The sequence below is a fragment of the Rhizobium sp. BK176 genome (assembly GCF_024808055.1).
This window is the reverse complement of the sequence record NZ_JANUBV010000021.1, coordinates 1-26,562: the sequence shown is the minus strand read 5'-3', so window position 1 is coordinate 26,562 and position 26,562 is coordinate 1. Positions and strand designations below refer to the sequence as shown.

The following is a 26,562-nucleotide window of genomic DNA, read 5'->3' as shown; positions in this document are numbered from 1 at the left end:
TCCGGTTCTTGCAGCCAAGGCGCAGCCGCAGCGCGCCTAAACCTGCATGATTTCCTTTTCCTTGTCGCCAAGCAAGCGGTCGACCTCAGAAATCGTCTCGTCGGTCATCTTCTGCACACGATCTGACTGCGCCCGGCTTTCATCCTGGCCAATCACACCGTCCTTTTCGGCTTTCTTAAGGCCGTCCATGCCATCGCGCCGCACGTGGCGAATCGCAACCTTGCTCTTCTCGGCATAGTCGTGGGCGACCTTCACCAGCGACTTGCGGCGCTCTTCGTTCAGTTCCGGCAGCGGGATGCGCAGGTTCTGGCCATCGATGATCGGATTGAGTCCGAGGTTGGCCTCGCGGATCGCGCGATCCACGGCGTTGACCATCGACTTGTCCCAGACGGAGATGCCAAGCATACGCGGCTCTGGGACGGTCACGTTTGCCACCTGATTCAGCGGCACGCGCGAACCATAGGCCTCGACCATGACGGGGTCGAGAATGTTGGCCGAGGCGCGGCCGGTGCGCAGCGATGCGATATCGTGCTTGAACGCGGAAATCGCACCATCCATGCGGCGCTTGAGTTCCTTGATGTCGATGCCTTCACTCATTTCATTGCTCCCGTCTTGGTAGAAGCTGCGGCAAACGAGCCGCCCACTCAATCAGTTATCAGAGACGACGGTCTTGAGGCCACCGCCCTTGAGGATTTCAGCAAAACCACCCTTCTCGTGGATCGAGAAAACGATGATTGGAATTGAATTCTCGCGCGCCAGAGCGACGGCTGCAACGTCCATGACGGCAAGTCCCTTGTCGAGGACTTCCTTGTGCGTCAGATGGTTGAAACGTGTCGCCTCAGGATCCTTTTTCGGGTCAGCCGAATAGATACCATCGACCTGTGTTCCCTTGAAGATCGCTTCCGCGCCCATTTCGGCGGCGCGCAGTGCTGCTGCCGAGTCCGTCGTGAAGAACGGGTTGCCTGTGCCGCCAGCGAAGATCACGACGCGACCGAGCGACAAATGATAAAGGGTTGCACGCTGCGAGAAGCTCTCGCAGATTTCGGGCATGGCAATGGCTGAGAGCACCACGGTATCGATGTTCAGCTTGCGCAGCGACGTTGCCAACGCCAGCGCGTTGATCACGGTAGCGAGCATCCCCATGTGGTCGCCTGTAACGCGATCGCCTCCCTTAGAGGCAACTGCGACACCGCGGAAGATGTTGCCGCCGCCGACGACGACGCCGACTTCCACACCCATCTGCCGCGCTTCGGCTATGTCAGCCGCGATGCGGTCTGCGACCGCTACATCAATTCCAAATCCCTGGCTGCCCATGAGGGCTTCGCCGGAAGCCTTGAGTAGAACGCGTTTGTAGACAGGCTCTGACGACATCGTGGCTCCTCGTATTTTACCGCTGTGTGCCGGATACACGAAGGGCACCGCGTTGTCACGCGATGCCCTTCGGTTTTCACATGTATAGGTCGATCAGCCCTTGGCGACCGCGGCAACTTCAGCAGCGAAGTCGCTCTCTTCCTTCTCGACGCCTTCGCCGAGGAGAAGACGCGCCATGCCGACGACTTCGATCTTGGCGCCGGCTTCCTTTTCAGCTTCCTTGACAGCAGCGCCGACCGTCAGGTCGGGGTTGATGACGAAAGCCTGCGAGAGCAGAGCGACTTCTTCGAAGAACTTGCGCATGCGGCCTTCGACCATCTTTTCGATGATGGCTTCCGGCTTGCCGGATTCGCGGGCCTGCTCGATGAAGACGTTGCGTTCGCGCTCGGCAACGGCAGCGTCGACTTCTTCGGCGCGGATTGCGAGCGGGTTGGTCGCAGCGATGTGCATGGCAACCTGGCGGCCGATCGAGGTCAGGACAGCCTTGTCGCCTTCCGACTTCAGCGCGACGAGAACGCCGAGCTTGCCGATGCCGTCGCCAGCAGCGTTGTGGATGTAGGTCGCAACAACGCCGTGCTCGACTTCGAGCTTGGCAGCGCGACGGAGCGTCATGTTTTCGCCGATGGTCGCGATCGCGTCCTTGATGGTGTCGGCGACCGGCTTGCCGGATGCCGGGTAGGTCGCAGCGGCAATGGCTTCAACCGTGCCGTCGGTGGACAGAGCAACGTTGGCGATGCCACGAACGAGGTCCTGGAACGCGTCGTTACGGGCAACGAAGTCGGTTTCCGAGTTCAGCTCGACGACAACAGCCTTGTGGCCGGCGCCAGCGATGGCAACCAGGCCTTCAGCAGCAGCGCGACCAGCCTTCTTGTCGGCCTTCGAGATGCCCTTTGCGCGGAGCCAGTCGATCGACGCTTCGATGTCGCCGTTGTTTTCCAGCAGCGCCTTCTTGCAGTCCATCATGCCTGCGCCGGACTTCTCGCGCAGTTCCTTCACCAGTGCAGCCGTAATCTCGGTCATAAGCTTCCTCTTGTCGGTTCAAACGGTGGCCCGCGAAAGGCGGTGCGGCACCGGATTGAGGCACGAAATGTACCTGTATGTATGACAGCGTGATGAATGACGCGTCATAACGAAACTTGTATGGCGAAGGACTGATTTCCCTCGCCTGAAACGGTCAAGGCCGCCGAACTTCTGAGAGTCGCGAGCGGCCTTTCCCAATCTCTGGAAAGCATGGCGGACCATTCGACCCGCCTGCTTCTTTTATCAGGCTTCGGCTTCGCCTTCGAGCGCCGGCTCAACCGGAGCTTCGATCGATGCGCCGAGGTCGCGGCCCGACGAGCTCTGCTGGCGAGCGATACCGTCGATAGCTGCACGAGCGATCAGGTCGCAGTAGAGAGCGATGGCGCGCGAAGCGTCGTCGTTGCCCGGGATCGGATAGTCGATCAGGTCCGGATCGCAGTTCGAGTCGATGATTGCGACAACCGGGATGCCGAGGCGCTTGGCTTCGTCGATCGCGATCTTTTCCTTGTTGGTGTCGATGATGAACATCAGGTCAGGCGTGCCGCCCATGTCCTTGATACCACCGAGAGCCTTGTCGAGCTTTTCGCGCTCGCGCTCGAGGTTCAGGCGCTCTTTCTTGTTGTAGCCAGACTGTTCCGAAGACAGGATTTCGTCGAGCTTGCGCAGACGCTGGATCGAGTTGGAGATCGTCTTCCAGTTGGTCATCATGCCGCCGAGCCAACGCGAGTTGACATAGTACTGAGCGGAACGCTTGGCCGAGTCAGCGATGAGCTCAGAAGCCTGGCGCTTGGTGCCAACGAAGAGAACGCGGCCGCCACGAGCAACGGTGTCGGAGACAACCTGCAGGGCGCGCGACAGCATCGGAACGGTCTGAGCCAGATCGATGATGTGGATGTTGTTACGATCGCCGAAAATGTACGGCTTCATCTTCGGGTTCCAGCGGTGCGTCTGGTGGCCGAAGTGGACGCCTGCTTCGAGGAGCTGGCGCATAGAAAAATCGGGCAATGCCATGCCTTGTTATCCTTTTCCGGTTGAACCTCCGCAAGGCTAACAGCACCCCCTCTTCGAGGATGCCACCGGGCGGAACCATCCGGATTTCTCCCGGACAATCCCATGCCTTACGTGTGGAATGCGGGTGCCCATACCCCCCCTTCCGCGGAAAATCAAGGCTCTCGGCAAAAAAAGCGACAAGGGAAGCCAGGGATGTGACGCACAACTAGCTGCGCTACACCTGCACAATCAATCGGATTCGCAGGGCCAACTCGCCGGAGCGGAAAGTCCGGCAGGCAACTTCGTCTTCGCATCGCCGCAAGCAAGATCGATTTGAGCCTGCTCGAGACCGGTCGCGGCAGACAAATCAAGTCCTTCGATTCGCGTCAGAAACATAAAGGCGCGATCGAACGCTGCCGGTCCTTCAAGAGTTGCCCGACTCAGATCGGCGCGCGACAGGTTCGCGAGAGAAAACTTGGTACCGGTGAGAACGGCCCTGGCGAAGCTGGCGCGGCTAAGTTCGGCTTTCTCGAAATTTGCGCCGCTGAGCTTGGCACCACTGAAATTCGAGCGTTGCAGTTCTGCCCCCGCGAACGACGCGCCTTCTGCAGAGACATTCTCGAAGCCAGAGCGATAGGCCTCGATCTTCGAGAAGTTCGCCTTGCCAGCTTGTGCCCCTGTGAACCAAGCCCGCACCAGCGTTGCTTTCTCGAAATTCGCGGAGGACAAATTGGTACCGCTGAGATTGGTCAGGCTGAGATCTGCGTCAGCCAGGTTGGCGCCCTGAAAGTCGCTCCCCTGCAACATGAGATTTTTCTTGGTGCACTCCCTCCAGTCGATTCCAGCCACCGGCATGCTGCTGCAATCCGACGCCAGTGGTGGGGCGCCGGTGAGCCACATTAGCGCGACCGCAGTCGAGATACCGAAGAGCCCACCACCCAAAACACCATGCCGTATCGCCAAGATTCTCACTCCAAATCCGACCCTTGCGCTGAAATCAGCGCGCCATTTGAATTAGTAGCATAGAGAGGGTTTACTTAGACATAGCGACAATCGCGATCGCGGCCAGCCGCGACGATTATTTGCAGGCAGCCGACTTGCTGTCGAGCAGCTCGAGCTTGGCAAGCCTGCCGGTCAAAACAAAGTCGCCGTAGTCCATGGTCAGATCGCGGGTGATGCCGTTTTCGTAGAGCTTGAACGACATGCGATACACGGGCAACGTATCCGTTTTGGTATTCTCATTGAAATACGAGATCGTGACGGGCCAGAAGGCGGCCTTCGAGAAGGCGCCGGCATTGCCCGCATCGGCCTCATCGGTCGCCGGCGCCACCTGCTTGCCGACGACAGTCGTCGTCACCAGCGCCTTGTCACCGTCATCCGAGCCGTCAAAGACGCGTGCCTCGAACAGGCGCTTGCCTGCCTTGGCATTCTCGATCACATCAAGCATGTGCTCCGTCGGGAAACGGCTTGCGCCAAGCTGCAGTTCCTTGCTGGCCGGTTGCGTCAGGGCAACCTTCACACCTTCGGCCAGGTCCTGGGCGGCGCCGTTGACTTCTTTATCAAGCTGGTCGTCGGTGAAGGATTTCGTGTCGAAGGTGAACCTGCGATCCTTGAGATTCTCGAAGGTCTTCGTCTGCTGGTCGCTGACGCGGACAGTATCGCCGGTGTCGATCTGCGTCACAAAGCGGAAGTTGGTGGTAAAGCCGGTGCAATAGTTGCCGTCGAACTCATACACCATACGGCCGGACATGCCCGAAATACCAGAGCGCTCGGAGGCATCCTTCAATTCCAGATCGTAGACCGCCCTGTGGGCAACGAGACCGGTCGCAATTGCGGCACTCGTTACTGGCGCCGCCGCATAGGCGGTCGTCGAAACGCTCGCCAAAAGAACTGCGGCAAGACTCGATCGGAACATTGACAATCTCCTGTTGGACTCGCCTGCAATGTTATAAGAACGCTTTCGGCCAAATCGAGGCTCGAAAATGTCACAATCTTGATTCCAAGCCTTGATGCATAATTTTAGAACTATTGACAATAAAAGCGGAGAGGAAAATGTCCGATCAAATCGTTGCGCGCCTGAAAGAAATGGGGATATCCCTGCCTGAAGCTGCCGCACCGGCCGCAAATTACGTTCCTTACGTCATCAGCGGGAACCTCCTCTACATCTCCGGGCAGTTGCCGCTCGAAAACGGCAAGATCATCACCGGTCATCTGGGCAAGACCGTCGACGTCGCAGCTGGCCAGCGCGCGGCGGAGCTCTGTGCGATCAATATCCTTGCTCAGGCACGAGCTGCTCTCGACGGCGATCTTGGTCGCATCAAACGTGTTATCAAGCTCAATGGCTTCGTGGCTTCGACCCCCGACTTCGTCGAACAGCACCTCGTGATCAATGGCGCCTCCAACCTGATCGGAGCCGTACTCGGTGAGGCCGGAAAGCACGCGCGCGCCGCCGTCGGCATGGCCGCGCTGCCCCTGAATGCTGCTGTTGAAATCGACGCGATTGTGGAAATTGCCTGATGACCTCCGCTGCATGGCTCAAGGAACAGCCGGTCGCTCATCGCGGCTACCATGATCTCAACAAGGCGGTGTGGGAAAACACGCTTTCCGCGTTTTCGCGCGCAGTCGAAGCGGGCTTCGCCATCGAATGCGACCTGCACTACGCTTCTGACGGCGTGCCTGTTGTCTTCCACGACGAGGACCTGGAGCGCCTGTGCAATCTCAAGGGAGACGTGCGCGAGCGTACGTCACGAGAGCTCGGCCTCATCTCCGTCGGCGGGACAGCCGACAAGATTCCAACGCTGCGTCAGCTGCTCGATCTCGTAAAGGGTCAAGTGCCTTTGGTCATCGAACTGAAGGGCCGTGAGGCCGACGACGAGGGCTTTGCGGAAGCCGTTCTCGAAGTGCTCGAAGGGTATGAAGGCAAGGTCGCCCTGATGAGCTTCGACCACTGGCTGCTTCGCGACCTGAAGGGGCTGAATGCCCCCTATCCGCTCGGGCTGACGGCCGGCGGCAACAAACCGGAAGAGTTCGAAGTCCACGAAAAGGCCATGGAACTCGGCCTTGACTTCATTTCTTACTTCTTCGCGGATCTGCCAAACCCATTCATCACGGCGCAGCGCGAAAAGGGTGTCATGGTCATCACTTGGACCGTCCGTGACGAAAAGGCACGAAAGCACACCTTTGAGAATGCCGACCAGATGACATTCGAGGGATTCGATCCGCGCCTTTCGGTTTGATGCTCGCTTTTTGGACAAGATCATGCGCAGACTGCTGGTGAGCCCCATTCTCCTCCCAAACGGTCTCGCATTCGCTCCATGACAGACGAACTTTCAATCCGCATCGAGCGGTCTTTCACCGCGATTTCCCCGGAGAGCTGGTCGCGGCTTTCCGGGACCTCCCCAAAGAGCACCGCGCTCACCTACAATCCTTTCGTGTCGCATGCCTTTCTTTCTTCATTGGAAGAATCCGGATCGGCGACTGCGCAATCCGGCTGGATGGGCCACCATCTTCTCCTGGAAACGGACAAAGGCGAGCTTATCGGTGCCCTGCCCGGCTATCTCAAGAACCATAGCCAGGGCGAATATGTTTTCGACCACGGCTGGGCAGATGCCTTCGAGCGAGCGGGCGGACGGTACTATCCGAAGCTCCAATGCTCCATTCCCTTTACACCGGCGACCGGCCCGAGGCTGCTTGTGACCGAGGGGCTACAGCGCTTGCCGATCCAGCACGCCATAGCCGAGAGCCTCAAGGAGGTCGTACGCCAGCTTGGCGTCTCTTCCGCACACATCACCTTCGTACCCGAGGACGAGATTGGGATCTTTGAGGGCGAGGATTACCTGCACAGGACGGACCAGCAGTTCCACTTCATCAATGAGGGCTATGCCAATCACGAGGAGTTTCTGGAAACGCTCGCGTCACGCAAGCGCAAGGCGCTTCGAAAGGAGCGCCGCACCGCGCTTGACCACGGCATCAGCATCGATTGGCTGACCGGTGGTGACCTGACCGAGCGGATCTGGGACCAGTTCTTCGAATTCTACATGGATACAGGCGGCAGAAAATGGGGCCGACCGTATCTCACCCGCAAGTTCTACTCGCTGATTGGCGAGCGCATGCCCGACGACATCCTGCTCGTGATGGCAAAGCGTGACGGTCGCTATATTGCCGGTGCGATCAACTTCATCGGCGGCGATACGCTTTATGGTCGTCATTGGGGCTGCGTCGAGGATCACCCATTCCTGCACTTCGAAGTCTGCTACCACCAGGCGATCGACTTTGCCCTGGCAAAGGGTCTCAAGCGCGTCGAAGCTGGCGCCCAGGGCGAGCATAAGCTCGCACGCGGCTACCTGCCGGTGACAACCCATTCCGCGCATTACGTTGCCCATTCCGGACTGCGCCGGGCAATCTCCGACTATCTCGAACGCGAGCGCGACGACATCGAACACATGAACGAGATCCTGACCGAGCACAGCCCGTTTCGAAAGGGCGAACGCCAGCAGGAGGATTGACGCTTTCGCCCCTGTCGCGCTACGCGATCACAGCAGTAATGAGGAGAGTTCGTATGACCAGCGCCGCCTACGACAGCAACAATATTTTCGCCAAGATCCTGCGCGGCGAAATTCCCTCGCACCGCATTTACGAGGACAGCGACACGGTTGCCTTCATGGACGTGATGCCGCAGGCGCCTGGCCATGTACTCGTCCTTCCGAAGGCGCCGTCACGCAACCTGCTCGACGCTGACCCTGTCGTTCTCGCCAAGACGATCCCCGTTGTCCAGAAGATTGCCAACGCAGTCAAGGAAGCCTTCGACGCCGATGGCGTCTTGGTCTGCCAGTTCAACGAACCCGCCGCCGGCCAGACCGTTTTCCACCTGCACTTCCACGTGATCCCACGTCACGAGGGAATGGCGCTGCGTCCTCATTCTGGCCAGATGGAGGACAATGCGGTGCTCGCCGCGAATGCCGAAAAGATCAAGGCTGAACTCTAATCAACGCCGAGTACCGACCTAGCGTTGGCGAAGATAGCAGCAAAGAAAAAGGCGGCCACTCGAGCCGCCTTTTGTTCATTTACTTCTTTGGAACCCGTGGAACCGCACTACCCTTCTTGGGCAAGCTCTTGACCTCGGGATCGGCGGCGGCCTTAGCCTTCTTGGCCGTCGTCTTCTTCGGGCGGGCCTTCGTCTTCAGTTCGCCGTCATCCACATCGTCAGCCTCGGGATGGGCAACTTCGGCTTCTGGCTTCGGCTTGATCGGCGCGTTGTCCGATACGGCTTCGAGGACAATACCGGGCTTGCCATCTTCTTTCGGACCGACCGTAACGTTGACGACGCCGCCCTTCCGCAACTTGCCGAAGAGGATTTCGTTCGCCAGCGGCTTCTTAATGACGTCCTGAATTACGCGAGCGAGCGGGCGGGCGCCCATCTTGTCGTCGTAACCCTTTTCAGCCAGCCAGGAGATTGCGTCCTCTTGCAGGTTGAAGGTGACGTTCCGTTCGGAAAGCTGCGCCTCCAGCTGCATGATGAACTTCTGCACCACCTTGTGGATGACCTCAGTCGGCAACGCCGCAAACGGAATGATCGCGTCGAGACGGTTGCGGAATTCCGGCGTGAACAGGCGGGTCAATGCCTCCTCATCTTCGCCCGTCCGCTTCGACGAGCCGAAACCGATCGCAGCCTTGGCCATCTCCGATGCGCCCGCGTTTGTCGTCATGATCAGGATGACATTGCGGAAGTCGATCTTCTTGCCGTTGTGGTCGGTCAGCGCGCCGTGATCCATCACCTGCAACAGGATGTTGTAGATGTCGGGATGCGCCTTCTCGATCTCGTCAAGCAGCACGACGCAGTGCGGATGCTGGTCGACGCCATCGGTCAGGAGACCGCCTTGGTCGAAGCCGACATAGCCAGGAGGTGCGCCGAGCAGACGCGATACGGTGTGCCGCTCCATGTATTCGGACATGTCGAAGCGCAGCAGTTCGACGCCGAGCGACGACGCCAGCTGCTTGGCAACCTCCGTCTTGCCGACGCCGGTCGGGCCGGAGAAGACATAGGAGCCGATCGGCTTGTTCGGTTCGCGAAGGCCGGCGCGCGCCAGCTTGATCGAGGTCGATAGCGCTTCGATCGCGTTGTCCTGGCCGTAAACGACCGAGCGCAACTCCTGCTCGAGATTGGCAAGGACAGCTTCATCGTCCTTCGACACCGTCTTCGGCGGGATGCGTGCCATCGTTGCGACCGTTGCCTCGATCTCCTTTTCGGTGATCAGCTTGCGGCGCTTGGACGGTGGCAGCAACATCTGTGCGGCCCCGGTCTCATCGATGACGTCGATCGCCTTGTCGGGCAGCTTGCGGTCCGAGATGTAGCGGGCCGACAACTCGACAGCCGTCTTGATCGCCTCATTCGAGTAACGCAGGTGATGATACTCTTCGAAGTACGGCTTCAGGCCCTTCATGATCTCGATCGCATCATCGATCGAGGGTTCATTGACATCGATCTTCTGGAAACGACGAACCAGAGCGCGATCCTTCTCGAAGAACTGGCGATACTCCTTGTACGTCGTCGAACCGATGCAACGGATCGCGCCCGAGGACAAAGCCGGCTTCAAAAGGTTCGAGGCATCCATCGCGCCGCCTGACGTCGCACCCGCACCGATGACGGTATGGATTTCGTCGATGAAGAGCACGGCGCCCGGATATTCTTCGAGCTCCTTGACGACCTGCTTCAGGCGTTCTTCGAAATCGCCGCGATAGCGCGTACCGGCGAGCAGCGTGCCCATATCGAGCGAGAAGATCGTGGCATCGGCCAGGGCTTCCGGCACCTTGCCTTCAACGATGCGCTTGGCCAGGCCCTCAGCAATCGCCGTCTTGCCGACACCGGGATCACCAACATAGAGCGGGTTGTTCTTCGATCGGCGGCACAGAACCTGAATCGTGCGGTTGACCTCGGACTGCCGGCCGATCAGCGGATCGATCTTGCCGCTCTTGGCCTTCTCGTTGAGGTTTACGCAGTAGGCCTTCAGGGCGTCCTGCTGCTTCTTGGAGCCGCCTTCCTCCTGGTCACCGCTACTGCGCGAAGCTGGCTTGCTCTCGGATTCGCCGTCATCGGCGCCACGCGGCGGACGAGCCTCGGATGCGCCGGGGCGCTTGCCGATCCCGTGAGAGATATAGTTGACGGCATCGTATCGGGTCATCTCCTGCTCTTGCAGGAAGTATGCGGCGTGGCTCTCGCGCTCGGCGAAGATCGCGACGAGGACGTTGGCCCCTGTCACTTCCTCACGCCCGGACGACTGCACATGAATCACCGCTCGCTGAATGACGCGCTGAAAGCCGGAAGTGGGCTTGGAGTCCTCGTCATAGCCAGTGACCAAATTGGAGAGTTCGTTATCGACATATTCAACAAGCGTTTTGCGCAGCGCGTCGAGGTCGACATTGCAGGCTCCCATAACCGCGGCCGCATCGGCATCGTCGATCAGGGCGAGCAGCAGATGCTCGAGCGTGGCATATTCATGATGCCGCTCGTTGGCAAAGGTCAGTGCCTGATGGAGCGCCTTCTCAAGACTAGGCGAAAATGTTGGCACGTTCAGATCCTCACTTCTTTTCCATGACGCATTGCAGCGGATGCTGGTGCTGTCGGGCGAAGTCCATCACCTGGCTCACCTTCGTTTCCGCTACCTCGTATGTAAATATTCCGCACTCACCGACGCCGTGGTTGTGGACGTGGAGCATGATGCGGGTGGCACTTTCACGATCCTTCTGAAAAAAACGCTCGAGGATATGAATGACAAATTCCATGGGAGTGTAGTCGTCATTCAGGAGTAGCACACGGTAGAGATTAGGCTTCTTGGTCTTCGGCTTTGTACGTGTAATGACCGAGGTTCCGCGATTTCCGTTGTCCCCGTTCCTTTCGCTGTCGTTTTGCATCCGGATCGGCTCTGCGACCATTTTCTTTCATTCCTCGATCAGTCCGGCAAGAAGCTGGGAGGAGTGGTTTCCCGCCGAATATTCGAAATACTAACTTAGTCCATCCTGGAGCGATTTTAAGCCCCTCGTTTCACACTGCAATCACAATTCGGCCAGTCTTGATGCAAAGACACAGAAACCGGGTGGTGGGCATGCGACGGGCATTGTGAAAAAAGAAAAGACCGGCCGCAGATGCGTAGCCGGTCTTCGATTTTCAAGAGCTGTACGGCAATTGCCGGTTATGGTTACGCCGCAGCGGGCGCAACAACTGGAGCCGTCTTCATCGCCTTGGCGGCCGCTGCCGCAACAGGCGCCTCGTATGGTTTGTAAGCGCTTTTGGCGAGATCGGAATACATTTCGCCGAGCTTGGTGGCTTCGCTCACGAAGTTCTCGTATGCGGTTTTCACATAGGTGGTCTGCAGCTCGAAGGCAGCTTCAAAGCTACGCGCTCCCGACAGGCTTTCAAAATGCGTGACCGTGTCCTGGAACGACTTCTTGGAATACTCCACGGCTTCGGCGGCAATGGCCTGGAAACCCTTGGCAGTCTCCGAATAGCTCTTCAGGACCGTGTCCATGGCTTCCTTGTTCTTCCGATTGACGTCGTCGAAGTTCAACATGACCATCATCCTCCTTGGCATGTGTGGCTTGATGGAGCCTAGCTGCAACGCACAAATAGTCAAGTATTGTTGTGCATCGCACAACATCCTATGCGAGTGTCGAGCCCGGCTCTCGCTCTTAGTCAACGCGCTGCATTTGATTTCCCTAAAATATATCAGGACACCGCAACCAGAGATTTCATCAAAAATATCGTCGCGATGCCAATGGAACCGTCGGGTCAGTCGAGAAGGTCAGCCGGAACTTTTCCGCCATTCTCAGCAAGGCGTTTCATCAATGCCTTATGCAGGAACATGTTCATGGTGGCGGTGTCATGCGGATCGCCCGTAAAGCCCAGTTCGGCGGCAAGTTCCTTGCGCTCCGCAAGGCTCGCGTCCATGCCGACCGCCTTCATCAGATCGACGATAGAACGGCGCCAATCCAGCTTCTGTCCGCTCTTCTTCACTGCCGCATCCAGCAGTGGCACGATGTCAATGGTCGCAGCGGCGGGTGACGCGGCCGTCGGTGCCGGCTGGGGTGTGGCCGTGGGCGCGGCGCTCGGCGCAGCCGCAGGTGTGGCAGACGGAGTAACTGGAGCAGCCACAGCTTTCCCAAAAATCGCGTTCTTGATCTTGTCGAAAATACCCATTCTCAACATCCCTTCCTAGCCTAGAGCACATGCTCAGCGGAGGAGATGGAGCGTTCGACGGATGGGTCCAGAGAAGGTTGCCCAATTTTCCGCTAGAGATTGCTCTGCGGTAGGAAACAATCGGAGGTTAGCGATCGCGGCTTGGGCGGCGTGGGGCGGGACACCGCTGGATTGACGGGCGGCCAACAGACCGCCCATCGATCCGATTTCAGAGATCGACGTCGAGGATCGCCATCGAGAAATTGTAGGAGCGGTCGCCGTCCTCGTCATCGATATAGACGACACCCAGAAATTCTTCGCCGAGATACACTTCAGCGGAATCGTTCTTTCGCGGGCGTGCCTTGACGATGACCTCGGGGTTGAACGTGCGCTTGAAATAGGCGTCGAGTTTCTTGATTTCTTCGGGCTTCACACTGCATCTCCTGAGCGGTCTCGGTTGGCCGCTTCTTGCATGGGAAAGACGGCGCTGTAAAGGCACGGGGACCCACGCACAACGCTATCCCCGCCGATATGCCAACTGTTAGGTGACGCGCGGCTCAGATATCCGCGCCGATCACCTGATCCATTATTCGCGACGGTTCCGAACACCCTGCTTCTCCGACCACCTTGGCCGGAACGCCTGCCACGGTGGTCTTGGGCGGCACCGCCTTCAGCACGACTGAGCCAGCGGCAATGCGCGAGCAATAGCCGATCTCGATGTTACCGAGGATCTTGGCGCCGGCGCCGATCAGCACACCGCTGCCGATCTTCGGATGGCGGTCCGAGCCTTCTTTGCCGGTGCCGCCAAGGGTGACGCCATGCAGGATCGATACATTGTCGCCTATCACGGCGGTCTCACCAACGACCAGCCCGGTGGCGTGATCGAGGAAGATGCCTCTGCCGATGCGCGCGGCCGGATTGATATCGGTCTGGAACACGCTTGATGATCTGCTCTGCAGATACAGCGCCAGATCGCGCCGGCCGCGGTTCAGCAGCCAATGCGCGAGGCGGTGCGTCTGCAGCGCATGGAATCCCTTGAAGTAGAGCACCGCTTCCATGAAACGCAGGCATGCGGGATCACGATCATAAATCGCTTGGATGTCGACACGCAGGATCGCGCTCCACTCCGGCCAATCCTCCAACATCTGATCGAAGGTCTGGCGCAGCAAAATCGCCTGCATGTCGGGATGGTCGAGACGTTCGCAGATACGATAGATCACGCACTCTTCCAGCGACCGGTAATTGAGTACCGTCGAGTAGAGAAACGCGGCCAGCACCGGATCACTTTCCGCGGCGGCGCGCGCTTCCTCGCGCAGGCTGTCCCAGATCGGATCTATCACCTTGAGGGGGTTGCCCGTCTCAAGAGAGCGAATGTCTGTCTTTGCGACCATGAAAGGTCTCCTCGTATGCGTAGATCGGCTCTATATAGGGCAAAAACCTGTTAACATAAATGGGTGCTTCGGCAATCTTGCATCGTTCCCACCTGCCACAACAGAAGCCAAGTCGCTATCCGGCGACTTCGGCGTAAAACTCCAGCACCGCCTTCTTGAAGACCCGATCGCCGACGGCCAGCATGTGATCGCGGCCGGGGATATCAAGCGCCGTCGCGCGAGGCATCAGTGCGGCGAGTTCCTCGGCTGAACCCGCGATGTCGTCCTTGGTTCCGACGCCGATCAAGGTCGGAGCTTCGATCTTCGCCATGTCGGACCGCGCAACGAGATCGCGCGACCCCTTGATACAGGCGGCGAGCGCATCACGGTCGCTTTTTGTTTGGTCGGCAAAAGCCCGGAACATTCGCCCGCGGTCATGGGTGACATCATCGAGGGAAGCCGCCAACAAGGCATCCGCAATCGGATCCCAGTCGCCGACTCCGTCCGTCATCCCGATCCCGAGGCCGCCGAGGACCAGCGAACGCACGCGGTCGGGATGGGCGAGCGCCGCGAACACAGAAATGCGGGCTCCCATCGAGTAGCCCATCAGGTTGGCTTCGGGAATCCCGAGGTGATCGAGCAGCGCGATGGCGTCGCTCGCCATATGCCAGGGGCGGTAGGCCTCGGCATCGCGTGGCTTGTCGCTTGCGCCATGTCCCCGGTTGTCGATGGCAATGACCCGGTAGCCCGCATCGCCCAATGTCTTCAGCCAGCCCGGATAAACCCAGTTCACGTTGGCGCTTGACGCAAATCCGTGGATCAGCAGCACCGGCACGCCCGACGGATCACCTTCGTCGAAGAAGGCAAGCTTCAGACCGTTATGCGTGAAGCTGGAAAAGACGGGCGTATTCAAGTTCATCAGACTGTCCTTTTTTGCCGGACCATATTTTATAGGCCGCCGAACTGAAACCCTCGCAGTTGCAAAAACTGTGCGTCCTGCCTCTCTTTGGCTCTACACATTTGCGATGAACGACTATAAGGTCCGCGCACATTTACGAAGCATTCGGAGACGAGCATGGCCGGCCACAACATTCCCCACTTCCAGAACGACGGCGGACACCGCGTTATCGAAGTCGGCGTGAAGGAGTTCATGTGCACCGGCGCCTCCGTTCCGTTCGATCATCCGCACATCTTCATCGACATGGGCGACGAGAACGAGAAGGTCTGCTCGTACTGCTCGACCCTTTACCGCTTGAATGGCGCGCTGAAGGCAAACCAGACCAATCCGGCCGGCTGCGTCTTCCACGTCAAGGCTGCCTAAGAGCGCCAACTCGGGATCGGACAGCCCATGCCGGCTGAACATGCCGCCATCGTCGGCGCGGGTGTCGCTGGCCTTACCGTTGCGCTTGCACTGGCACGGCGCGGCATCCATTCCGAGATTTTCGAGCAAGCCCCTGAACTGACAGAGGTCGGCGCTGGTCTGCAGATTTCGCCGAATGCCGCTCACATTCTGGCGGAGCTCGGCATCCTCGAGCGCCTCACCGACATCTGGCTGGAGCCAGACTCCATTCGACTCGTATCCGGAACCACCTTGCGTCAACTGGCAGCCGTTCCGGCCGGCGGATTTGCGCGCGCCCGATGGGGAGCCCCTTATGGCGTCCTGCATCGCGCCTCGCTGCAGCGGGCACTGCTTGATGCAGTCGCCAAGGAGCCACTCTGCAAACTGCATCTCGGAGCGCAGATCGGGCGCGGGACACTCTCGGACGTTTCCGGCGGTCCTGGGGATCTTCTGATTGGCGCCGACGGCGTCTGGTCGCAGGTAAGAGAGAGCATCGATGGCGCGCCCTCGCCTCGCTTCTCGGGGAACATTGCCTACCGTTTCACGATCGATGCGGCGAACGCACCCGCGTTTCTTGAACCGACAAGCGTCTCTGCTTTCCTTGGTCCATCAGCACATCTCGTCTGCTATCCGCTGAGCGAAACCAACGGTTTCAATATGGTGGCGATCACGACAGGCAATGCCGTGTCGCACGACTGGACGACGCGACCAACGGAATCGCAACGCCAACAGTTGCTTTCACGGTTTTCCCGATGGCACCCTGCCATGACGCGGATTTTTGCCGACGCACGCGGCATGACCTTCTGGCCCCTCTACGAAACAACGGACGGACGCTGGCAGAATGGCCGTGACAGTGTTCTTATCGGCGACGCCGCTCACGCCATGATGCCGTTTGCGGCTCAGGGTGCTGCAATGGCGATCGAGGATGCATACGAGCTAGCTATGTTCGTAGCCGCACGGCCCGTCGCTGAGGCCTTGCAGTTGTTCGAGACGCATCGCGCTCCGCGGATCGCGCGACTGCGCAAGCGTGGTGCATTCAACCAGTTTGCCTATCACGCGCGCGGGCCAATCCGCGTCGGCCGTGACATCGTCCTGGGGTTGCGACCGCCGCAAAGCCTTGCGGCGGATCTCGACTGGATTTACGGCTACCGAGCCGGCACCTGATCAGACGGCTTTTGCCGCGGCAAAACCGCGCTCGATATCGGCCTTGATATCGACGACATCCTCGAGCCCGATCTGCAGGCGGATGACCGGTCCTTCAGTCGGCGCCTTTCGAATGCGGCGATCGTTCAAGTTGACATGGACTGCAAGGCTTTCGAAGCCCCCCCACGACCAACCGAGGCCGAAGATCTGCAGTGCGTCAAGGAAGGCATGCGCCTTGGCCTTGAACTTCTCCGGAGCGTCAACCGCAAGAACGAAGGAGAAGATGCCGCTCGCGCCCTTGAAGTCGCGCTTCCACAGTTCGTGCCCAGGGAAGCTCGGAAGCGCCGGATGGAGCACCGTGGCGACGTCCTCCCTGCCCTCGAGCCACCTGGCGATGGTCAGCGCGCTTTCATAGTGGCGCTCCAGGCGAACACCCATGGTGCGCAGCCCACGCAGGATCTGATAGGCGTCGTCGGGGGCGCCGCAAATGCCAAGAGTAATGTTGGCTTCGTGCAACTGCGGCCAGTATTTGGCGTTCGCCGAAACCGTTCCCATCAGGATATCCGAGTGGCCGGACGGGTACTTGGTGGCTGCGTGAATGGAGATGTCGGCGCCGAAATCGAGCGGCTTGAAATAGACCGGCGTCGCCCAGGTGTTGTCCATCGTTACAATTGCGCCGTGCTTGTGCGCAATCGCGGAAATTGTCGGAATATCTTGCATTTCGAAGGTATTCGACCCCGGAGCTTCTGTGTGGACGAGCTTCGTGTTCGGTTTGATCAACGCCTCGATGCCCGCCCCGACCATCGGGTCGTAATAGTCGACCTCAACGCCCAGGCGCTTCAGCATGGTGTCACAGAAATGCCGAGTCGGCCCATAGACGGAATCGACGATCAGCGCATGATCACCGGCAGACAGGAAAGCCAGGAACGGGACGGTAACCGCCGCCAGGCCCGACGGGACGAGGATTGTCCCAGCAGAGCCTTCGAGGGCATCGATCGCCTCGCAAAGGGCGTCCGTTGTCGGGGTACCGCGTGTTCCGTAAGTATACTTCTGCGCGCGGGTTTCCATCGCCCTTGCATTGGGAAAGAGCACCGTCGAGGCATGAACAACCGGCGGATTGACGAAACCGTGGTATTCGGCCGGATCGTTGCCGAGGTGGGAAAGGCGCGTGTTGATGCCTGCGTTTTGAAGCAGGCCGTCTTTATCTGTCATGTCGGAAATGCCTTTGGCGGTGGGATGCAGTCGGCAAACTTTTTGAACCGGTCAAAACGATCGGTCAACCCCGAAGGAAAATTGGGTAAAATGTCCGCCTATCTGAGGATTCTGCAGATATATCAGTGATTTTGCGCGATTTTTTTCGGCAAAACGCCGCCATTTCGTTAGCCATCTGCTTATTTTGCGCGCCTCAATTAGGGAATTGCCGAAATATCACGCAATCTTTCACTGCGACACTTGACCGTGGTGACATTTGCGACTGAGATAGCACTGCTCGCGCCGGGAGGGTGTCGAGCCATATGGGAGGTTTTGCTTGCTTCAGCGACGCTCCCACAAAAAGATAAGACAAAGGAAAAGGTTGGGAAAAATGAAGATTAAGCTTCTGTCGGCCGCCATCGGCGCAGCAGTCTTCGGACTTGGCGCTTCGGCAGCTTCTGCCACCACGCTCGAAGACGTCAAGGCAAAGGGTTTTATTCAGTGCGGCGTCAACACCGGCCTTCTCGGTTTCGCGCAGCCTGACGCTTCCGGCAATTGGGCTGGCTTCGACGTCGACTTCTGCAAGGCAATCGCTTCGGCCGTTTTCGGCGACCCGACCAAGGTAAAATATACGCCACTGTCGGCCAAGGACCGCTTCCCGGCTCTGAAGTCGGGCGAAATCGACGTCCTGTCGCGTAACACGACATGGTCGATCAACCGCGATACGGCACAGGGCTTCAACTTCCGCCCGGTTACCTATTATGACGGCCAGGGCTTCATGGTTCGCAAGAGCCTCAACGTGAAGTCGGCGCTCGAACTTTCCGGCGCGGCTGTCTGCGTGCAGTCCGGCACAACCACCGAACTGAACCTCGCAGACTATTTCAAGTCGAACAACCTCCAGTACAATCCGGTCGTTTTCGAAAAGCTTGAGGAAGTCAACGCCGCCTACGACGCCGGCCGTTGCGACGTCTACACGACCGACCAGTCTGGCCTCTACTCATTGCGTCTGACGCTGAAGAACCCCGACGAGCACATGGTCCTTCCGGAAATCATTTCCAAGGAACCGCTCGGCCCGGCCGTTCGCCAGGGTGACGACCAATGGTTCGACATCGTTTCGTGGACGGCTTATGCGCTCGTCACCGCAGAAGAGTTCGGCATCACCCAGGCCAACGTCGATGAGATGAAGAACTCCGCGAATCCTGACATCAAGCGCTTCCTCGGCACGGAAACCGATACGAAAATCGGCACCGACATGGGGCTCACCAACGAATGGGCCTACAACATCATCAAGGGCGTCGGCAACTATGGCGAAGTCTTCGAACGCAACGTCGGTCAGGGCAGCCCGCTCAAGATCGAGCGTGGTCTGAACGCGCTGTGGAACAAGGGCGGCCTCCAATACGCACCGCCGGTACGTTGATCGACTGACGAAACTGTGGGGAGGCGGTTTTCCGCCTTCCCACCACAAAGAGAAAAGCCCGAAAACGGGCTCATAGGGGATTAGGCTCGGCATGACGCAAGAGGCTGTGCACACGTCGCATGTGCAAAGCACTGGCTGGAGCTTCCAGTCAGCGCTCTACGACCCGAGGTATCGGGGTATTTTCTTCCAAGTTCTCACCATCGTCGTCATTGTTGGCTTCGTATGGTGGATCGCCCACAACACGGCCCAGAATTTGGCACGCTCCGGCACCGCTTCCGGCTTCGGCTTTCTGAACGGGCGCGCTGGCTTCGACATCGGCCAGTCGCTGATCGGCTATTCCAGCGACGCCACCTATCGCCGCGCGCTGGTGGTCGGCCTCCTCAACACCGTTCTGGTAGCGGTTACCGGCATTATCACGGCAACGATCATCGGCTTTGTCGTCGGCATCGGCCGCCTGTCGCATAACTGGCTGATCGCCAAGCTTTGCACGGTGTATGTCGAGGTCTTCCGCAACATCCCGCCCCTGCTCGTCATCTTCTTTTGGTATCAGGGCGTTCTTGCCGTCCTGCCAGGGGCTCGCGAGTCGTTGCATCTGCCGCTGAACGTATTCCTCAACAATCGCGGGCTCGCGTTTCCCAAACCGATCTTCGGCGAAGGCATGTGGGCGGTCGGCCTGGCCTTCCTCGTTGGGATCGTGGCATCCGCATTCGTCGCGCGTTGGGCGCACAAGCGCCAAGCCGCAACTGGAAAGCAATTCCATACAATCTGGGTATCGACTGCACTCGTCGTCGGCCTGCCGCTTCTGGCGTTCCTGCTGTCCGGCATGCCGCTGTCGTTTGACGTACCCGTGGCCGGAAAATTCAATCTCACCGGTGGCGCGGTCGTCGGGCCGGAATTCATGTCGCTGTTCTTGGCGTTGTCCTTCTATACGGCGGCCTTCATTGCCGAAATCGTCCGCGCGGGTATTCGCGGTGTACCGAAGGGTCAATCCGAGGCAGCCGGTGCGCTTGGTCTGCATCCTGCAAGTGTTACGCGCCTCGTCGTAGTCCCGCAGGCTTTGCGCATCATCATTCCACCACTTACCAGCCAATACCTCAACTTGACGAAGAACTCGTCGCTGGCCATTGCCATCGGCTTCGCGGATCTCGTTGCGGTCGGCGGCACGATCCTTAACCAGACGGGCCAGGCGATCGAAATCGTCTTTATCTGGGCGGTCGTCTATCTCACCCTCAGCATCCTCACCTCGCTGTTGATGAACTGGTTCAATGCCAAGATGGCTCTGGTGGAGAGATAAGATGCCGACATCCAACCAACCCTTCGTCAGAACCAACTTCCTCGATGCCGAGCCGGCGCCGCGCAGCGAAAGCGGCCCGCTGGCCTGGGTTCGCAAGAACCTGATGGCGACACCCAAGGATATCGTGCTGACGGTCTTGGCCATTGCCTTCCTTGGCTGGGCGTTGCCGCACGTGATCAACTGGCTGTTCATCCAGGCCGTCTGGACCGGAACGGATCGCACCTTCTGTGCAACAGCGGTTCAGGGCGGCATTCAGCCCGACGGCTGGAGCGGTGCTTGCTGGGCATTCGTGAATGCGAAGGTCGACCAGTTCGTGTACGGTCGATACCCGCTCGACGAACGCTGGCGCCCGACCATCGTCGGGATTTTGTTCGTGCTGCTCTTGGTACCGATGCTGATACCAAAAGCACCGTTCAAGGGCACCAACGCAGTCCTGCTCTTCATCGCCCTGCCGCTCCTTGCCTTCTGGCTGCTCTACGGCGGCTTCGGCCTGGAGATCGTCGACACACCGCTCTGGGGCGGGCTGATGGTGACGCTGGTGCTTTCATTCGTGGGCATCGCCGTGTCTCTGCCGTTCGGCATTATCCTGGCGCTCGGTCGCCGCTCGAAGATGCCTGTCATCAAGATGGTCTGCGTCGGCTTCATCGAGATAATCCGCGGCATCCCGCTGATCACGGTGCTGTTCATGGCGAGCGTGATGCTGCCGCTGTTCCTGCCAGCAGGCTACACGATCGACAAGTTGTTGCGCGCGTTGATCGGTGTGGCGATCTTTGCCTCAGCCTACATGGCCGAAGTCATTCGCGGTGGCTTGCAGGCGATCCCGAAAGGCCAGTCCGAGGGCGCCGATTCACTCGGCCTCGGCTACTGGCAGAAGATGCGGCTGATCATCCTGCCGCAGGCGATCAAGCTGGTCATCCCGGGTATCGTCAACACCTTCATCGGCATGTTCAAGGATACGTCGCTCGTATCGATCATCGGTATGTTCGATCTGCTCGGCATCGTCCGGTTCAACTTTACCGACGCCAACTGGGCAAGCGCTGTGACGCCATTGACGGGCCTGATTTTCGCAGGCTTCGTTTTTTGGCTGTTCTGCTTCGGCATGTCGCGCTATTCAAACTTCATGGAACGCTATCTCGATACCGGCCACAAACGATAAAAGATCAAGGGAACGAACACATGGCTGAAGCTCAGCAAAAAAAGATGACCGTTTCGGCAACCGATGTTGCCGTCGACATCATTGGGATGAACAAGTGGTACGGCGATTTTCACGTGCTGCGTGACATCAATCTGAAAGTAATGCGCGGCGAGCGCATCGTCATTGCCGGCCCGTCGGGATCCGGCAAGTCGACCATGATCCGCTGCATCAACCGCCTGGAAGAACACCAGAAAGGGCAGATCGTCGTCGATGGCGTCGAACTCACCAACGACCTCAAGAAGATCGATGAAGTCCGCCGCGAAGTCGGCATGGTCTTCCAGCACTTCAACCTGTTCCCGCATCTGACCATCCTGGAAAACTGCACGCTGGCCCCAATCTGGGTGCGCAAGATGCCGAAGAAGCAGGCGGAAGAAGTCGCCATGCACTTCCTGAAGCGCGTGAAGATCCCGGAGCAGGCCAACAAGTACCCAGGCCAGCTCTCCGGCGGTCAGCAGCAACGCGTGGCGATCGCCCGTTCGCTCTGCATGAATCCGAAGATCATGCTGTTCGACGAGCCGACATCGGCGCTCGACCCTGAGATGATCAAGGAAGTGCTGGAGACGATGGTCGGGCTCGCCGAAGAAGGCATGACCATGCTCTGCGTGACACACGAAATGGGGTTTGCGCGTCAGGTCGCCAACCGTGTCATCTTCATGGACCAAGGCCAGATCGTCGAACAGAACTCGCCGGCCGAGTTCTTCGACAATCCGCAACACGAACGCACCAAGCTGTTCCTCAGCCAGATCCTGCACTAGGCAGACGCCTCCGATCAATTCAAAGGCCGCCGGATTTTGTCCGGCGGCCTTTTCATTTCGGAACCTATCGCAATGGTCTCCTTCGATCACCAAACGCGACGAAGATGTCAGCTCTTTAGCTTGGCGTTGCAAAGGCTGTAGAAGCCGCCGCCCTTCTGGATCCACTTCAGGCCATTGAGCGTATTGGCGTCCTTGTTCTGGTGGTAGGCGTCGACGCAGGTGTGCATCCTGCCCTTGCCGGGCGTTTCCTTCGCATATTTTGGTGCAACGGCTGTCGGGAACGAAACGCCCTTGGGCGCCGTCATCGTCGGCTTTTCCGGTTCCTCGCCACTATTCAGCGTGACATCCGGCTCTGCCGTCGCGTCTGGACCGCACTGCGCCTTGCGGAAGTCATTCCACTTCATGTCCTTTGCCGAGCCGTCCGCCTGGGCCGACTTATACTTCGCGCTGCACTCTTTCATGGTCAGCGCCGAGGATGGCGTTGCAAATGCCAGCGCCCCGAGCAGGGAAACGGATGCAAGAATAGTCAACTGCTTGATCATGATCTTTCCTCCAAGCCTCTAGGGGCAATCGAACTATCGATCTGGCCAATTTTCTTGTCAACGCGACAATTGGCGCAACCAGTACGTTTAGTTTCGTTTGCAGATCGCCTTCTCATTCTGAAAATGAAACTCGCGCCCATGATGCCTCAGTGTTGTTTTAGCGGCGAACGACGACGGTGCTATAGTGCCGGGTGGGCTGGCTTTTCCTGCGTTTTCCTAGGGAGGAAGACATGCGCGAACCCGACATGCAGAAAGTAGACGCACTCGTCGGCCGGTTGATCGGCGACGTGGGCGCGGCCGTATCCGGAGCGCTGGTGGTACTGGGCGATGACCTCGGCTTGTTCAAGGCGATGGCCGACGGCAAACCACGCAACTCAGCTGAGATAGCGAAGGAAACCGGCATAAAGGAGCGCTATCTCAGAGAGTGGCTGTCTGCCTTGGCGGCAGCCGATTACCTCAGCTACGACGAGAAGACCGATCGCTTTCACCTTACGCCTGAGCAGGCAATGGTCTTTGCCGAGGAAGACAGCCCTGCCTTCTTCGCCGGGGCCTTTCAGGTCGTGCAGTCCATGTGGATGGACGAACCCAAGGTGGCCGACGCCTTCCGCGCCGGCACGGGTGTGGGGTGGCATGAGCACAGCGCCTGCCTGTTCCGCGGAACCGAGCGATTCTTTAGGACCGGCTATAACAATAATCTGGTCGCAGACTGGATACCGGCTTTGCAGGGCGTCGAAGCTCGCCTGAAAGCGGGCGCGAAGGTCGCGGATGTCGGCTGCGGTCATGGCGCCTCAACGATCCTGATGGCTCAAGCTTACCCCGCGTCGACATTCTACGGCTTCGACTATCACGCTCCGTCGATTGAGCGGGCGAAGGCCGCGGCAAAGGAGGCTGGTGTTTCCGAGCGCGTCACCTTCCAACAGTCTCCGGCGGCCGGATTCCCTGAAGGGAGTTACGATCTCATCGCCATGTTCGACTGCCTGCACGATATGGGAGATCCGGTCGGCGCCGGCAAACATGTCAAGAAATCGCTCTCTGCTGATGGCACCTGGCTGATCGTCGAGCCCTTCGCTCATGACTGCCTGAAGGACAATCTCAACCCGGTCGGCCGCGTCTACTACGGCGCATCGACAATGATCTGCACACCGGCATCGCTCTCTCAAGAGGTCGGGCTCGCCCTCGGCGCGCAGGCCGGCGAGACCAAGCTCAGGAAAGTCGCGCTCGACGCCGGCTTCAAGCATTTCCGCCGCGCCACCGAAACACCGTTCAACATGGTTTTCGAGGTGCGCGCCTGAGAAAACTGCTCATTGGCGATGCTGCCGGCTACGATCGGCTGCATCGCCAAACCTTTCCACATCTTCGCAGGCGGCCCGCGAATTGATAATACGGAACAATATCAAAACGATAAGTGGGACTGAGTGGGAGCGTGATGCTGGAAGCAGGGAAAAAATCGCGCCATTGTGATTTTTTCTTGTTTTGCCGCTTGCGGGATTCAAAGTGCCTGACTATAAGGGCGCCACCACGAAGGAAGCGCCCTTCGTCTATCGGTTAGGACACCAGATTTTCATTCTGGGAAGAGGGGTTCGACTCCCCTAGGGCGTGCCACTTCAACTCCTTGATTTCATTTACAACATAGCCAGTTTGCGGATAGTTCCGAAGAATAATTTGTTTTCGGGGGCAAGCCGGGGAAAATGAAAATCTACCCTGTGATTGGCGCCTCGTAGCCCAAGATGGCTTCGCTCCAATGTGCCAGCGAAGCATTCAGATTTTGAGTCGTTGCAGCCAAGTCCGAAAGAATCGGGTTCATCAGGTCCGTGTACCACTCAGGCCGTCCAGTCGTGTGGGATAGCGCAGCGATGAGGGTTTTGTCTTGAAGAGCAAGACGTAAACCTGCTGTGGGTAAAGCTGTCCGCCACATGCCGGTACCCGACGATGCACATTCCTAGCGCAAAGTTCGCCTTCCTATCCCATACCGGTTATCCAAATTCTCCTTCGCAGAGGCTGACGAACTCAAACGCCTTGTTGCTGCAGTTCCGCAATGCCTTAGGCAAAACTCCCATCAATCGCAGAATGGCAAGGTGGCTAGGCAGCGTCGCGATGTTCACCTGTTGCTGATGGTGAGCGATTTGGAGGCGATCGGTCGCTTGCATCTGCCGAATCGTCAGCCAGGCGGCGCCAACCGCCATCGTGCCAGTTATCGGCGTCTGATACTCATACACGAATCTCCAGACCGCCCCTTTCCCCTCCGAACATTGCTGGGGGAAAGAGCGCCGTAACCGCCCCGACTGATGAGCTAGGTATTCATCGACTGTTCCGGTTGTCGCAGTGTTTGCGAGCGCTGCATCCGCATCTCCGTTCGGTGAGCGGCCCTTACTGCTGACCGGGCAATGACTGAGCTTCCATGCTTAAGCGATCAATTCGGCGCCCGGTCGACGCGTTTCCTTCACACGCTCCCTTCCCAAAGTCCCCGTCACATTCTTGTCCGTTTTTCCTATCGCATGACCCGGTTCAACAGCCAGGATCAGAGCCGTGGCAGTCGTCAGCAATAGATTGGCAGCCAGAAACAAACGGCACGCCCTTTGGATAGATAATTTGTCTCTCATCAAATACACCCCAAAGGACGACCTGAATATGAAACGTCTTCTCACGAATACCGTAAAAACTGTTGCTTCCGCTTTAGCGGTTTGCGTGGTGCTTTCCTCGGCTTCTTACGCAGGGCAGACAAGACACCACCATCTTTACACTACAAACGCGCCGAAGAAGCATTGCCGACAACTCTTTCTTTTCTGGAGAAGCTGCACCTACAGCTATGTTGGCGCCAATCAGGTCTCTAAAACCCGCGCGAAACTTCCAAATTCGGAAATTGCGGTGGGCTTCTATACGGGTAGCATTTTCGCCGATAGCACCGGACGACCCGCCCGCAAAAGCTCCTCTGCTCTCTGGGGTAGCACCTCCACCAACGTCGGGTTCTCTGGCGGTAGCACCTTCGGATCCACGCATGGCAGCGCAAGCGATGGTACGACAAGAGGCTCTCTCGCAGGGAACAGTGAGCAGCAGGGTGGAGGTGCCAGCAATCAGCCTTCTCGTGGGCAGGAGACAGCATCGTCGCCCCCTTCCTCACCATCGGGTGGTGGCGGCAGCACTGGCGGCTCGACGGGTGGCACCACTGACGGCAGCGGCCCCAGCGACAATACCGCGACTGGCCCCACTGGACCTGCGGATACTGGCCCAACCGGTGGCGGCCTAGGCCCAAGCACGCCAAGCGAAACAGATCCGAATGATGGCTCGGGCGAACCCACCAAGGGCCAGACGCCATCGACGCCAACCGACAGCGGTGACACCAAGCCAGGTCATGGCTATGGCGACGACAATCATGAGCACTCCGGCCCTCCGGGACAGGACAAGGATAAGAATGACAAGCCTGGGAAGAACAAGTGATGGAAAACAAATCACCGTTCGATCGCTGACGGCTTCAGATCATGCTCGACGCCAGCGCGCTGCAGCCGCCCAAGCAGCGCGCCATCAAGGAGTTGGTCGACAACGTCAGCAGCGGTGGCGTGATGATGTACGACGTCGAGCGCATCCGCCATTGGCTGTCGCATGGCGTGACCATCAGCAAGGTGATCGCGGAGCTGGAAGCCAGTGTCGACATCCTCAAGAAGCACGTTCCGAAGGTAAGCGCGAATTTCTGCGCACCTTCTGAAGCGAAGTGCTCTCAGGCATGAAGTGTCCACCAAAATAGGTGGACACCAAATCATGGAAGAAGATG

At 58.6% G+C, this 26,562-nt stretch carries 28 protein-coding genes and 1 tRNA gene; 14 read left to right on the top strand and 15 right to left on the bottom strand.

The window, feature by feature from the left end; all coding sequences use genetic code 11:
• Nucleotides 1-36 precede the first annotated feature (36 nt).
• From frr to FHT76_RS34155, 6 genes are all read right to left on the bottom strand, one after another.
• Nucleotides 37-597 (bottom strand): ribosome recycling factor, encoded by a 561-nt coding sequence (frr, locus tag FHT76_RS34180; RefSeq protein WP_016553825.1) that lies wholly within the window; start codon nt 595-597, stop codon nt 37-39.
• A 51-nt stretch (nt 598-648) separates the two neighbouring features.
• Entirely contained in the window at nt 649-1,371 is a 723-nt protein-coding gene (pyrH, locus tag FHT76_RS34175; RefSeq protein WP_016553824.1) for a UMP kinase, read from the bottom strand.
• A gap of 93 nt (nt 1,372-1,464) precedes the next feature.
• Nucleotides 1,465-2,391, bottom strand: a complete 927-nt coding sequence (tsf, locus tag FHT76_RS34170) for a translation elongation factor Ts (RefSeq protein WP_037127686.1) — start codon at nt 2,389-2,391, stop codon at nt 1,465-1,467.
• A 243-nt stretch (nt 2,392-2,634) separates the two neighbouring features.
• Entirely contained in the window at nt 2,635-3,402 is a 768-nt protein-coding gene (gene rpsB, locus FHT76_RS34165; protein WP_016553822.1) for a 30S ribosomal protein S2, read from the bottom strand.
• Between the two features lie 228 nt (nt 3,403-3,630).
• On the bottom strand, nt 3,631-4,344 hold the full coding sequence (locus FHT76_RS34160; RefSeq protein WP_405049296.1) for a pentapeptide repeat-containing protein: 714 nt from the start codon (nt 4,342-4,344) through the stop codon (nt 3,631-3,633).
• Between the two features lie 115 nt (nt 4,345-4,459).
• A complete protein-coding gene (locus FHT76_RS34155; protein WP_183864176.1) occupies nt 4,460-5,296 on the bottom strand; it encodes a cell envelope integrity EipB family protein in 837 nt (278 codons plus the stop codon).
• Between the two features lie 137 nt (nt 5,297-5,433).
• Between FHT76_RS34155 and FHT76_RS34150 the strand changes: the two genes are divergently transcribed.
• The 4 genes from FHT76_RS34150 (at nt 5,434) to FHT76_RS34135 (ending at nt 8,365) form a co-directional block, all read left to right on the top strand.
• Nucleotides 5,434-5,898, top strand: a complete 465-nt coding sequence (locus FHT76_RS34150; protein WP_183864175.1) for a RidA family protein — start codon at nt 5,434-5,436, stop codon at nt 5,896-5,898.
• Nucleotides 5,898-6,617, top strand: a complete 720-nt coding sequence (locus FHT76_RS34145; protein ID WP_183864174.1) for a glycerophosphodiester phosphodiesterase — start codon at nt 5,898-5,900, stop codon at nt 6,615-6,617. Before FHT76_RS34150 ends, FHT76_RS34145 begins: the two co-directional genes overlap by 1 nt.
• A 78-nt stretch (nt 6,618-6,695) precedes the next feature.
• Nucleotides 6,696-7,886 (top strand): GNAT family N-acetyltransferase, encoded by a 1,191-nt coding sequence (locus tag FHT76_RS34140; protein WP_183756944.1) that lies wholly within the window; start codon nt 6,696-6,698, stop codon nt 7,884-7,886.
• A 53-nt stretch (nt 7,887-7,939) separates the two neighbouring features.
• Nucleotides 7,940-8,365, top strand: a complete 426-nt coding sequence (locus FHT76_RS34135) for an HIT family protein (RefSeq protein WP_183864173.1) — start codon at nt 7,940-7,942, stop codon at nt 8,363-8,365.
• A 79-nt stretch (nt 8,366-8,444) separates the two neighbouring features.
• Here FHT76_RS34135 and clpA read toward each other — a convergent pair whose 3' ends face one another.
• The 7 genes from clpA to FHT76_RS34100 all read right to left on the bottom strand — a co-directional run bounded on the left by clpA (nt 8,445) and on the right by FHT76_RS34100 (nt 14,839).
• Nucleotides 8,445-10,946: an ATP-dependent Clp protease ATP-binding subunit ClpA gene (gene clpA, locus FHT76_RS34130; RefSeq protein WP_259129691.1), complete on the bottom strand. Its 2,502-nt coding sequence runs from the start codon at nt 10,944-10,946 to the stop codon at nt 8,445-8,447.
• Nucleotides 10,947-10,956: 10 nt separating this feature from the next.
• Entirely contained in the window at nt 10,957-11,310 is a 354-nt protein-coding gene (clpS, locus tag FHT76_RS34125) for an ATP-dependent Clp protease adapter ClpS (protein WP_183864171.1), read from the bottom strand.
• 263 nt (nt 11,311-11,573) lie between these two features.
• Nucleotides 11,574-11,945 (bottom strand): phasin family protein, encoded by a 372-nt coding sequence (locus FHT76_RS34120; protein WP_183756947.1) that lies wholly within the window; start codon nt 11,943-11,945, stop codon nt 11,574-11,576.
• A gap of 218 nt (nt 11,946-12,163) precedes the next feature.
• Nucleotides 12,164-12,571 (bottom strand): DUF3597 domain-containing protein, encoded by a 408-nt coding sequence (locus FHT76_RS34115; protein WP_259129689.1) that lies wholly within the window; start codon nt 12,569-12,571, stop codon nt 12,164-12,166.
• Between the two features lie 208 nt (nt 12,572-12,779).
• Complete coding sequence (locus tag FHT76_RS34110) at nt 12,780-12,983, bottom strand: DUF3126 family protein (RefSeq protein WP_016553811.1); 204 nt, start codon at nt 12,981-12,983, stop codon at nt 12,780-12,782.
• A 124-nt stretch (nt 12,984-13,107) separates the two neighbouring features.
• Nucleotides 13,108-13,941: a serine O-acetyltransferase gene (gene cysE / locus FHT76_RS34105; protein WP_183756949.1), complete on the bottom strand. Its 834-nt coding sequence runs from the start codon at nt 13,939-13,941 to the stop codon at nt 13,108-13,110.
• A 115-nt stretch (nt 13,942-14,056) separates the two neighbouring features.
• Nucleotides 14,057-14,839 (bottom strand): alpha/beta fold hydrolase, encoded by a 783-nt coding sequence (locus tag FHT76_RS34100; RefSeq protein ID WP_183864169.1) that lies wholly within the window; start codon nt 14,837-14,839, stop codon nt 14,057-14,059.
• A 156-nt stretch (nt 14,840-14,995) separates the two neighbouring features.
• Here FHT76_RS34100 and FHT76_RS34095 point away from each other — a divergent pair, with 156 nt between their 5' ends.
• Nucleotides 14,996-15,241 carry a zinc-finger domain-containing protein gene (locus FHT76_RS34095; RefSeq protein WP_016553808.1) on the top strand — a complete coding sequence of 82 codons (246 nt, stop codon included), beginning with the start codon at nt 14,996-14,998 and terminating at the stop codon, nt 15,239-15,241.
• A 27-nt stretch (nt 15,242-15,268) separates the two neighbouring features.
• Nucleotides 15,269-16,423 carry an FAD-dependent monooxygenase gene (locus tag FHT76_RS34090; RefSeq protein ID WP_183864168.1) on the top strand — a complete coding sequence of 385 codons (1,155 nt, stop codon included), beginning with the start codon at nt 15,269-15,271 and terminating at the stop codon, nt 16,421-16,423.
• Here FHT76_RS34090 and FHT76_RS34085 read toward each other — a convergent pair whose 3' ends face one another.
• The gene (locus tag FHT76_RS34085; RefSeq protein ID WP_183756952.1) at nt 16,424-17,614 is read right to left on the bottom strand and encodes a cystathionine beta-lyase; all 1,191 of its coding nucleotides are present in this window, start codon (nt 17,612-17,614) and stop codon (nt 16,424-16,426) included.
• Nucleotides 17,615-17,984: 370 nt separating this feature from the next.
• Between FHT76_RS34085 and FHT76_RS34080 the strand changes: the two genes are divergently transcribed.
• From FHT76_RS34080 to FHT76_RS34065, 4 genes are all read left to right on the top strand, one after another.
• Complete coding sequence (locus FHT76_RS34080) at nt 17,985-19,010, top strand: amino acid ABC transporter substrate-binding protein (protein WP_016553805.1); 1,026 nt, start codon at nt 17,985-17,987, stop codon at nt 19,008-19,010.
• A 91-nt stretch (nt 19,011-19,101) separates the two neighbouring features.
• Nucleotides 19,102-20,304 (top strand): amino acid ABC transporter permease, encoded by a 1,203-nt coding sequence (locus tag FHT76_RS34075; protein ID WP_183756954.1) that lies wholly within the window; start codon nt 19,102-19,104, stop codon nt 20,302-20,304.
• Between the two features lies 1 nt (nt 20,305).
• Entirely contained in the window at nt 20,306-21,460 is a 1,155-nt protein-coding gene (locus FHT76_RS34070) for an amino acid ABC transporter permease (protein WP_114712612.1), read from the top strand.
• Nucleotides 21,461-21,480: 20 nt separating this feature from the next.
• Nucleotides 21,481-22,254: an amino acid ABC transporter ATP-binding protein gene (locus FHT76_RS34065; protein ID WP_016553802.1), complete on the top strand. Its 774-nt coding sequence runs from the start codon at nt 21,481-21,483 to the stop codon at nt 22,252-22,254.
• A gap of 107 nt (nt 22,255-22,361) precedes the next feature.
• Here FHT76_RS34065 and FHT76_RS34060 read toward each other — a convergent pair whose 3' ends face one another.
• On the bottom strand, nt 22,362-22,796 hold the full coding sequence (locus tag FHT76_RS34060; RefSeq protein WP_016553801.1) for a hypothetical protein: 435 nt from the start codon (nt 22,794-22,796) through the stop codon (nt 22,362-22,364).
• Nucleotides 22,797-23,026: 230 nt separating this feature from the next.
• Between FHT76_RS34060 and FHT76_RS34055 the strand changes: the two genes are divergently transcribed.
• From FHT76_RS34055 to FHT76_RS34040, 4 genes are all read left to right on the top strand, one after another.
• The gene (locus FHT76_RS34055) at nt 23,027-24,088 is read left to right on the top strand and encodes a class I SAM-dependent methyltransferase (RefSeq protein WP_183864167.1); all 1,062 of its coding nucleotides are present in this window, start codon (nt 23,027-23,029) and stop codon (nt 24,086-24,088) included.
• A 235-nt stretch (nt 24,089-24,323) separates the two neighbouring features.
• Nucleotides 24,324-24,398, top strand: a tRNA-Glu gene (locus FHT76_RS34050).
• 1,263 nt (nt 24,399-25,661) lie between these two features.
• A complete protein-coding gene (locus tag FHT76_RS34045; protein ID WP_183864166.1) occupies nt 25,662-26,231 on the top strand; it encodes a hypothetical protein in 570 nt (189 codons plus the stop codon).
• Between the two features lie 41 nt (nt 26,232-26,272).
• Nucleotides 26,273-26,518 (top strand): hypothetical protein, encoded by a 246-nt coding sequence (locus FHT76_RS34040; protein WP_259186314.1) that lies wholly within the window; start codon nt 26,273-26,275, stop codon nt 26,516-26,518.
• The last annotated feature ends 44 nt before the right edge of the window (nt 26,519-26,562 follow it).

Coding starts and splice junctions, on each gene's coding strand:
- frr (WP_016553825.1), bottom strand. CDS start 597: ATGAGTGAAGGCATCGACATCAAGGAACTCAAGCGCCGCATGGATGGT.
- pyrH (WP_016553824.1), bottom strand. CDS start 1,371: ATGTCGTCAGAGCCTGTCTACAAACGCGTTCTACTCAAGGCTTCCGGC.
- tsf (WP_037127686.1), bottom strand. CDS start 2,391: ATGACCGAGATTACGGCTGCACTGGTGAAGGAACTGCGCGAGAAGTCC.
- rpsB (WP_016553822.1), bottom strand. CDS start 3,402: ATGGCATTGCCCGATTTTTCTATGCGCCAGCTCCTCGAAGCAGGCGTC.
- FHT76_RS34155 (WP_183864176.1), bottom strand. CDS start 5,296: ATGTTCCGATCGAGTCTTGCCGCAGTTCTTTTGGCGAGCGTTTCGACG.
- FHT76_RS34150 (WP_183864175.1), top strand. CDS start 5,434: ATGTCCGATCAAATCGTTGCGCGCCTGAAAGAAATGGGGATATCCCTG.
- FHT76_RS34145 (WP_183864174.1), top strand. CDS start 5,898: ATGACCTCCGCTGCATGGCTCAAGGAACAGCCGGTCGCTCATCGCGGC.
- FHT76_RS34140 (WP_183756944.1), top strand. CDS start 6,696: ATGACAGACGAACTTTCAATCCGCATCGAGCGGTCTTTCACCGCGATT.
- FHT76_RS34135 (WP_183864173.1), top strand. CDS start 7,940: ATGACCAGCGCCGCCTACGACAGCAACAATATTTTCGCCAAGATCCTG.
- clpS (WP_183864171.1), bottom strand. CDS start 11,310: ATGGTCGCAGAGCCGATCCGGATGCAAAACGACAGCGAAAGGAACGGG.
- FHT76_RS34120 (WP_183756947.1), bottom strand. CDS start 11,945: ATGTTGAACTTCGACGACGTCAATCGGAAGAACAAGGAAGCCATGGAC.
- FHT76_RS34115 (WP_259129689.1), bottom strand. CDS start 12,571: ATGGGTATTTTCGACAAGATCAAGAACGCGATTTTTGGGAAAGCTGTG.
- cysE (WP_183756949.1), bottom strand. CDS start 13,941: ATGGTCGCAAAGACAGACATTCGCTCTCTTGAGACGGGCAACCCCCTC.
- FHT76_RS34100 (WP_183864169.1), bottom strand. CDS start 14,839: ATGAACTTGAATACGCCCGTCTTTTCCAGCTTCACGCATAACGGTCTG.
- FHT76_RS34095 (WP_016553808.1), top strand. CDS start 14,996: ATGGCCGGCCACAACATTCCCCACTTCCAGAACGACGGCGGACACCGC.
- FHT76_RS34090 (WP_183864168.1), top strand. CDS start 15,269: ATGCCGGCTGAACATGCCGCCATCGTCGGCGCGGGTGTCGCTGGCCTT.
- FHT76_RS34085 (WP_183756952.1), bottom strand. CDS start 17,614: ATGACAGATAAAGACGGCCTGCTTCAAAACGCAGGCATCAACACGCGC.
- FHT76_RS34080 (WP_016553805.1), top strand. CDS start 17,985: ATGAAGATTAAGCTTCTGTCGGCCGCCATCGGCGCAGCAGTCTTCGGA.
- FHT76_RS34075 (WP_183756954.1), top strand. CDS start 19,102: ATGACGCAAGAGGCTGTGCACACGTCGCATGTGCAAAGCACTGGCTGG.
- FHT76_RS34070 (WP_114712612.1), top strand. CDS start 20,306: ATGCCGACATCCAACCAACCCTTCGTCAGAACCAACTTCCTCGATGCC.
- FHT76_RS34065 (WP_016553802.1), top strand. CDS start 21,481: ATGGCTGAAGCTCAGCAAAAAAAGATGACCGTTTCGGCAACCGATGTT.
- FHT76_RS34060 (WP_016553801.1), bottom strand. CDS start 22,796: ATGATCAAGCAGTTGACTATTCTTGCATCCGTTTCCCTGCTCGGGGCG.
- FHT76_RS34055 (WP_183864167.1), top strand. CDS start 23,027: ATGCGCGAACCCGACATGCAGAAAGTAGACGCACTCGTCGGCCGGTTG.
- FHT76_RS34040 (WP_259186314.1), top strand. CDS start 26,273: ATGCTCGACGCCAGCGCGCTGCAGCCGCCCAAGCAGCGCGCCATCAAG.